The sequence below is a fragment of the Amycolatopsis pithecellobii genome, from assembly GCF_009707865.1.
GTDB classification, from domain to species: domain Bacteria; phylum Actinomycetota; class Actinomycetes; order Mycobacteriales; family Pseudonocardiaceae; genus Amycolatopsis_E; species Amycolatopsis_E pithecellobii.
This window is the reverse complement of sequence record NZ_WMBA01000086.1, coordinates 22,917-29,263: the sequence shown is the minus strand read 5'-3', so window position 1 is coordinate 29,263 and position 6,347 is coordinate 22,917. Positions and strand designations below refer to the sequence as shown.

The window sequence follows — 6,347 nt, the reverse complement described above, 5'->3', positions numbered from 1 at the left end:
ACACGCCACTTCCGCACTCGCGGGCGATCGCGCACGTTGGCGAGCGCGTCGGTCGAATCGATCAGGTCCGACCTCGGATGATCATGAGGCGGGAAGCGGAGACCGGCTGCATAGTCGAGCTCGGGTGCGGGCAGCGGCAGTTGCCGGGCTGGGCGCACCGTCGCGACCGGGAGATGGCCGATCGGGAACATGTGGACCAGGAACAGCGCCACGATGCTCGCCCGCTCTTGCCTCGGCGCACCCAGTGGAGGCTTGGATTCCGTTGGTACATAAGGGTTTCCGTGGTGCGGAATAGGTGCCGTCCCCGGAACGCCTCCCCAAGGCGCCTCGACGGGATGGCCCGGCCGACCACCGCTGGACCGGTTCATCGGCGCCTCACCCGGCCGTCCCGGCGTGACGGTGTGGGCGGAACGACCCGGCGGCGCGGTTTCCGCGGCACGGCCCCGGGCCGGTCCGCGTTCAGCCGGGTGGCCTCCCGGTCCGTCGTCCGCCGCACTGCCAGGTGGCGATGCATTCTCGACCCGGCGGCCCACCAAACCGGCTTCGGCCGCGCGCCCGGATGACATGGCACCGCGCGCCCGACGACCTCCCTGACCCGCTTCAGCCCGGCGGCCGGTCAAGCCGGCATCGGCACTCCCCGGTGCCCCCAGCGCATCTGCGGCTCTCGGCGGCGCGGCCCCACGCGCAGGGCCCGGCGACAGCGCCGTGCCACCTCCCAGTCCGGGCATGACCCCCGATGGCGGTGGGACAGCGAGTGCGGCGCCCGACATGCCGACGGCGGGTGGTGGTTGCCAGACCGGCGAGGAGCTGGGCGGAGGAACAGGCCCGGGTTGGTAACTGCCGTCGGCAAAGCCCGCGGCGATCGTGCCGCCAGGCAGGCGATGCCCGGCGGGTGGGGTCGGCACGTCGTCGAAACCGGCCTGGGCGAGCAACCCGCCGTACTGCCCCGTCTGGATCGGGCCGGTGCCCATGTCCGGGACTGAGGAATGACCCAGCTGGGGCATCGGCCCGGTGGCGTCGGGAACATCGCCCGCCGGCGGCGCAATATCGGCAATCCCCGCCACCGCGCCGCTCACCGCATCCGTCACTCCTGGCGCCGCGTCCAGTAGCGGCGGTGCTGTGTCGACAACTCCGGCAACCGCGCCGCTCGCCGCATCCGTGACTGCGGGCACCTCACGCGTCGGGGCGACGGCGTCCGCGAGGTTGTGGGTCAGCGACGCGAGGTTCGCCGCCGTCTTGTGGAGTGCCGTGTCGACGCCCAGCAGCGCCGTCGGGTGCCCTGACGCGGCCGCGATCTCCGCTGCGTCCCGGAGCTTCGCGGCATCCACCAGGTGCCGGACCATCTCCACCTTCGCCGCACCGACCTGGTCCGCCGCATGGGTCAGGCGGTCCGCTGCCTCCCCCGCGGCCCGCGCGGAGGACACCAGCTCACCGTGCGCGAAATTGGACCACATTTTCCGTGCTGCCTCGGCTGTCGGGCCGCTCAGCGCATCGACCGCGGCACCCGCCGTCCGGTCCGCGTCGGCGGCGAGTGAGTGCAACTTCGACTGCGCCGCACGCCACGCACCGGCCTGTTCCCGCAGCTTGTCCTCATCCGCCTCCGGCCAGTTCAGCCCCGCACCAGCCGCGAGCTCGGCCAGCTCTCCAGGCAGCTCGATACTCATCTACGCGCCCCGGATCGCATCCGCCGCCGCGGAATCGCCCGCCTGGTAGTGCCGCGCCGCCGCCGCGAACGTGCCGCCGACGCCGCCCAGTCCGTCCGCGACGCCCTTCACCTGCTCAAGAGCCTTCGCGGCGGGTTCCGCATGCGCGGCGGCGAAGCTCCGCCCGACCACATCGCCACCCCACGGCGCACCGTCGAGCGCGTGCGCCAACTCCCCCGCGATCCCGGCCGCTCGCTCCACCAGCGCGTCGAACTCCTTGGCATGCCGGGAAAGTCGCCCAGGGTCGACCTCGAAGCCGGTCACCGCGTGACCCAGTTCCGGTCCTCGTAACTACCCTCTTCAGCCGCGTGTCTCGCGTGCGCCACCTCGCCACCCTCAAGCAACGGGTCGGCTCCCGCAGGCAGCACAGGCGCCATGATCTCGCCGGCTTCACTCAACGCGCGAGCGGTGGCGGCCGCGGTGACCCGCACGATCGCGTCGGCCAGTTCCGCGGGCCGGTAGCGGCGGTACGCCTCTTCGGAAATCTCGAGCTTGGTAAGCGTGCCGCGCGCGCCCACGGTCGCGGTGACGAGCCGATCCGGATCACTCTCCGACGCCGTCACGGCACTCAGCTCGCGCTGCACCGAGGCCAACCGCTCCCTGCTGCGCCGGTAGTCGGCCAGCAGCTCGTCCACCTGCGCGCGGTGCTCGCTCACGGCACCCCTCCTCGGTAGTACAGCGGTCGGCTTCCAGCTCCGACGCAGCCGGACCCACCGCGGTTCCCGATCCGGAAGAGCGTCACCCCGCCAGCGCGTTGACCACCCGTGACGGGCTCGGCCTGCCCAGCTTTTCCGCGAACCACGCGCTCGTCGCGACCAGCTCGTCCAGGTTCACGCCCGTCTCGACGCCGAGGCCTTCGAGCGTCCACAACAAATCTTCGGTCGCGAGGTTCCCGGTGGCGGATTCCGCGTAGGGGCAACCGCCGAGCCCGCCCGCCGACGAGTCCACAGTGGACACACCGAACCGCAGTGCGGTGAGCGTGTTCGTGAGCGCCTGGCCGTAGGTGTCATGGAAATGCACCGCGAGCCGCTCCGGGCCGATTCCCGCGTCGGCGAACGCGGCGAGCAAACCTTCGACCTGCCCGGCGGTCGCGACCCCGATCGTGTCACCGAGCGAGAGCTGCCAGCAGCCCAATTCGAGTAAGCGCTTTCCGACCGCGACGACCTGGTCGTAGCGCACCGGACCCTCCCACGGGTCACCGAAGCACATCGACAGGTAGCCCCGCACGTTCACGCCCGCGTCGCGTGCGCCGGTGACCACCGGGGTGAACATTTCGAACTGCTTGTCCAGGCTCGAATTCAGGTTGCGCTCGGCGAACGTTTCGGTGGCACTGGCGAAGATCGCGATATCCGGGCAGCCGGCTGCCAGCGCGCGCTGCAGCCCTCGTTCGTTGGGCACCAGCACCGGATACCGCACGCCGGGACGGCGGCTCAGCTTGCCGAGTAGTTCCTCCGCGTCGGCCAGCTGCGGAATCCATTTCGGCGAGACGAAGCTGGTCGCCTCCAGCACACTCAAGCCCGCTTCGCCGAGCCTGTCGAGGAATTCCAGCTTGAGGTCGACCGGCACGATCGACTTCTCGTTCTGCAGCCCGTCGCGCGGGCCGACCTCCCAGATCGTGACGCGAGACGGCAGTCCGCTCGCCGGCGCGGCCTGCGGCAGCCCGAGTTCCCGAGTACCCATGTCAGCTCCTGCCTCGCGAACGGCGGGCGTCTTCGCCCGAGAAGTCGTCGTATGGATTGTCGTTGACCTCGCGATAGATCACGGTGTGCACGCGCTCGACGCGCGGAATGTCGTCGAAGCGCAGCGGCTCGTGCGAAGCGGACTCGACGACAAGCGTGCCGCACCCGAAAATCCGGTCAACCAGGCCGTGCTCGAACTGCACGCTGTTGATCCGGCTCATCGGGATGTCGATGCCGACCCGCTTGAACACGCCCTCACGGGTGATCAGCCGGTCCGTCGTCACGATGAAATGCGTGGTGCGCCAGCGGATCAGCGGTGCGAGGAACAGCCAGCAGATCAACACGATGCCGACGACGCCGATGGCGATCTCCGCCACCTGCCCCCAGCCCGCGGTGACGCCGCCGACCAGTGTCAGTAGCCAGGCACCGGCGCCGACCGTCACGATCAGCCAGAACACCGGCCAGATCAGCATCTTGAAATGCGGATGGCTGTGCACAATGACCTGCTCGTTCTCGCTGAGCAGGCCCTCCGGGTACGCCACGGCACGCTCCGATTTGCTCGGTTACTCGACAGCTTAAGGTACCGCCCGCAGGTGGACGACGTCCCCAGCGAACACCATCCGCTGCCGGCCCTGTTCGTCGGTGACGACAAGCTGCCCGGACGGGTCGATGTCGCTGGCCGTCCCGACCAGTGAAGTCTCACCGGGCAGCAGCACCCGGACCTGTTGCCCCAGCGTCTCGCACCGAGAGCGGTAGTCGTCGAGCAGCCCCGCGCGGGAAAGGTCACCGGCCGCGGCACGCCACCGGCTTTCCCGCTCGCCCAGCGCGGAAAGCAGGACCGACGCGATCTCGGTGCGGTCCGTGGTGCGGGCGCCGTGCTCCGCCAGCGACGTCGGCGGCAGCCCGCCCGGGCCGGGCTCCACGCCCGGCCCCAGCGGGCGGACGTTCAGGCCAATGCCGAGCACGACGGCGGATTCGTCGGTGGCGACCGCTTCGGCCAGAATCCCCGCACACTTCCCGCGATCGGGGCCGGCGAGGACGTCGTTGGGCCATTTCAGGGCGGCGTCCACGCCTAGCTCGGCCGTGAGATCGGTCACCGCGAGCCCGGCGACGATGGCGAGCGACCCGAGCTTGGCGAACGGGACGCCGTGCGGGCGCAGGAGCACGCTCAGGTAGATCCCGGCGCCCTTCGGCGAAACCCAGGTTCGTGCGCGGCGCCCGACCCCGGCGGTCTGCTCCTCGGCGATGAGCACGGTCCGGTCCGGCGTGCCTGTCGCCGCGGCCGCCAGCAGGTCGGCGTTCGTCGAACCGGTTGTGCTCACCACGTCGACGCCGGCGTACGCACCCAGCGAAGCCCGCAACCGGTCCGCGTTGATCTCCGTCATGCTGAGAGCCTAGTAACGAATGTCCGGAACGCTCGTTGGAGATCATGGACGTTCTCTAGGGTTGGGCAGGTGACCATTCGTTTCCCGAAATGGGGTCGTGCCGTGGCGGGCCGCGCCCTCATCGCGCTGATCCTGGTGGGGGCGCTGGCGACGTGTGGCTGGATTCTCGCGCGTAAGCCGCAGCAGCCCCCGCCGACGGCCGCCGCGGCGCCCGCGGGCAACGCGGCGACGGCGGCGGGCCCGTCCGTGCTCCAGATCAGTGCGCCGGTACAGGCGCAGGCGCCGCAGCAGCAGGGCCGGAACGAACTCGACACGTGGGCGGCCGGGCTGAGCGGGCCGCTGGACATCCCGGAGCGCGCGCTCGTCGGGTACGCGACCGGCGAGTTGACGCTGCGGAAGGAACTGCCGAACTGCCATCTGTCGTGGGTCACGCTGGCGGGGATCGGCAAGGCGAGTTCCGATCACGGCCGGTTCGGCGGTGATTCGCTCGACGCGGACGGCGTGGTGCGCAAGCCGTTGGCCGCCGTTCCGTTGCAGGGCGCGGCGGGCGAGGCGGCGAGCGAGAAACGCACCGGGCCGATGCAGCTGACCTCGCCGCAGTGGCAGCGGGGGCAGGGAAACATCCAGGACATCGACGACGCGGCGATCGCGGCCGGGCGCGCGCTGTGTGCCGGCGGGACAGATCTGCAGGCGGGCACCCAATGGTGGAACGCCGTCGCGAAGTACCGGGACTCGGACCTGTTCCGGCAGCAGGTTCTCGGCAACGCCCAGTTGTACGCGGCGCTTTCCCTCGCGCCGCAGACGGCGGCCGGCCCGACGGTGCGAGCGGTGCGGTTCGCTCTCGACCAGATCGGCCTGCCGTACGTGTGGGGCGGCAACGGGCCGGACGCCGGTGCGGCCGGGTTCGACTGCTCAGGCCTGACCAAGGCCGCCTACGACAGCGCCGGGGTTTCGCTGCCGCGGACGGCGGACTCGCAGTTCCGCGCCGAACCCCCGGTGGCAGGCGAGCCGAAGATGGGCGACCTCGTGTTCTACGGCAACCCCGCGACGCGTATTCACCACGTCGGCCTCTACCTCGGTAACGGCTTGATGATCAACGCGCCGACCGAGGGCATGGCCATCCAGATCGCCACCTACCACGTGCGCGGCGACGACTACGCCGGCGCGGGCAGGCCGGCCGCCTGACGGTCCCGGCCGCTCAACCGGTTATCAGGCGAGCAGGGCTTGCCTTCCGTCACCGAATCGCTCGAAGCCGTGATGATGCCTTCGAGCCGGTCGCGGGCGGCCGTCAGGTCCTCGATCCGCCCGCTGATGCGGTCCCGCTCGGAGACCAGCAGGTCGAGCAGCTCCTGCGTCACCTCGCCGCTCGACACGCACGGCAGGATGCCCAGGATCGTCTTGCTCGACAGGCCGGCGGCGTAGAGCTGCTGGATCAGGGTGACGCGGTCGACCGCGGCGTCGGGGTACTGCCGCTGCCCGCTCGGACTGCGCATCGAGTGCAGCAGGCCTTGCTCCTCGTAGTAGCGCAGCGCCCGGACACTTACGCCCGCTTTGGCAGCCAGCTCACCGATCCGCATCTC

Annotated in this window: 8 protein-coding genes; 1 reads left to right on the top strand and 7 read right to left on the bottom strand. The window is 70.6% G+C overall.

Translation table 11 applies throughout. The annotated features are described in order from the left end of the window. The 6 genes from GKO32_RS39530 to GKO32_RS34495 form a co-directional block, all read right to left on the bottom strand. A partial coding sequence (locus GKO32_RS39530) for a WXG100-like domain-containing protein (protein ID WP_446680224.1) occupies nucleotides 1-1,664 on the bottom strand: 1,664 nt, incomplete at its 3' end. After that, a complete protein-coding gene (locus GKO32_RS34515; protein ID WP_312869065.1) occupies nucleotides 1,665-1,967 on the bottom strand; it encodes a hypothetical protein in 303 nt (100 codons plus the stop codon). It lies immediately after the preceding gene. Continuing rightward, nucleotides 1,964-2,359 carry a YbaB/EbfC family nucleoid-associated protein gene (locus tag GKO32_RS34510; RefSeq protein ID WP_312869064.1) on the bottom strand — a complete coding sequence of 132 codons (396 nt, stop codon included), beginning with the start codon at nucleotides 2,357-2,359 and terminating at the stop codon, nucleotides 1,964-1,966. The genes GKO32_RS34515 and GKO32_RS34510 overlap by 4 nt, the downstream gene beginning before the upstream one ends. Before the next feature lie 82 nt (nucleotides 2,360-2,441). After that, the gene (locus GKO32_RS34505) at nucleotides 2,442-3,383 is read right to left on the bottom strand and encodes a hydroxymethylglutaryl-CoA lyase (RefSeq protein WP_154761113.1); all 942 of its coding nucleotides are present in this window, start codon (nucleotides 3,381-3,383) and stop codon (nucleotides 2,442-2,444) included. A 1-nt stretch (nucleotide 3,384) separates the two neighbouring features. Further along, nucleotides 3,385-3,924 carry a PH domain-containing protein gene (locus GKO32_RS34500; protein ID WP_312869063.1) on the bottom strand — a complete coding sequence of 180 codons (540 nt, stop codon included), beginning with the start codon at nucleotides 3,922-3,924 and terminating at the stop codon, nucleotides 3,385-3,387. A 33-nt stretch (nucleotides 3,925-3,957) separates the two neighbouring features. Continuing rightward, the gene (locus GKO32_RS34495; RefSeq protein ID WP_154761112.1) at nucleotides 3,958-4,767 is read right to left on the bottom strand and encodes a biotin--[acetyl-CoA-carboxylase] ligase; all 810 of its coding nucleotides are present in this window, start codon (nucleotides 4,765-4,767) and stop codon (nucleotides 3,958-3,960) included. A 69-nt stretch (nucleotides 4,768-4,836) separates the two neighbouring features. Between GKO32_RS34495 and GKO32_RS34490 the strand changes: the two genes are divergently transcribed. Beyond that, nucleotides 4,837-5,952: a C40 family peptidase gene (locus tag GKO32_RS34490; protein WP_312869062.1), complete on the top strand. Its 1,116-nt coding sequence runs from the start codon at nucleotides 4,837-4,839 to the stop codon at nucleotides 5,950-5,952. On the opposite strand, the gene GKO32_RS34485 is transcribed toward GKO32_RS34490, so the two are convergent. Beyond that, on the bottom strand, nucleotides 5,922-6,344 hold the full coding sequence (locus GKO32_RS34485; protein WP_154761111.1) for a MerR family transcriptional regulator: 423 nt from the start codon (nucleotides 6,342-6,344) through the stop codon (nucleotides 5,922-5,924). The two genes, GKO32_RS34490 and GKO32_RS34485, sit on opposite strands and share 31 nt — an antisense overlap. Nucleotides 6,345-6,347 lie beyond the last annotated feature (3 nt).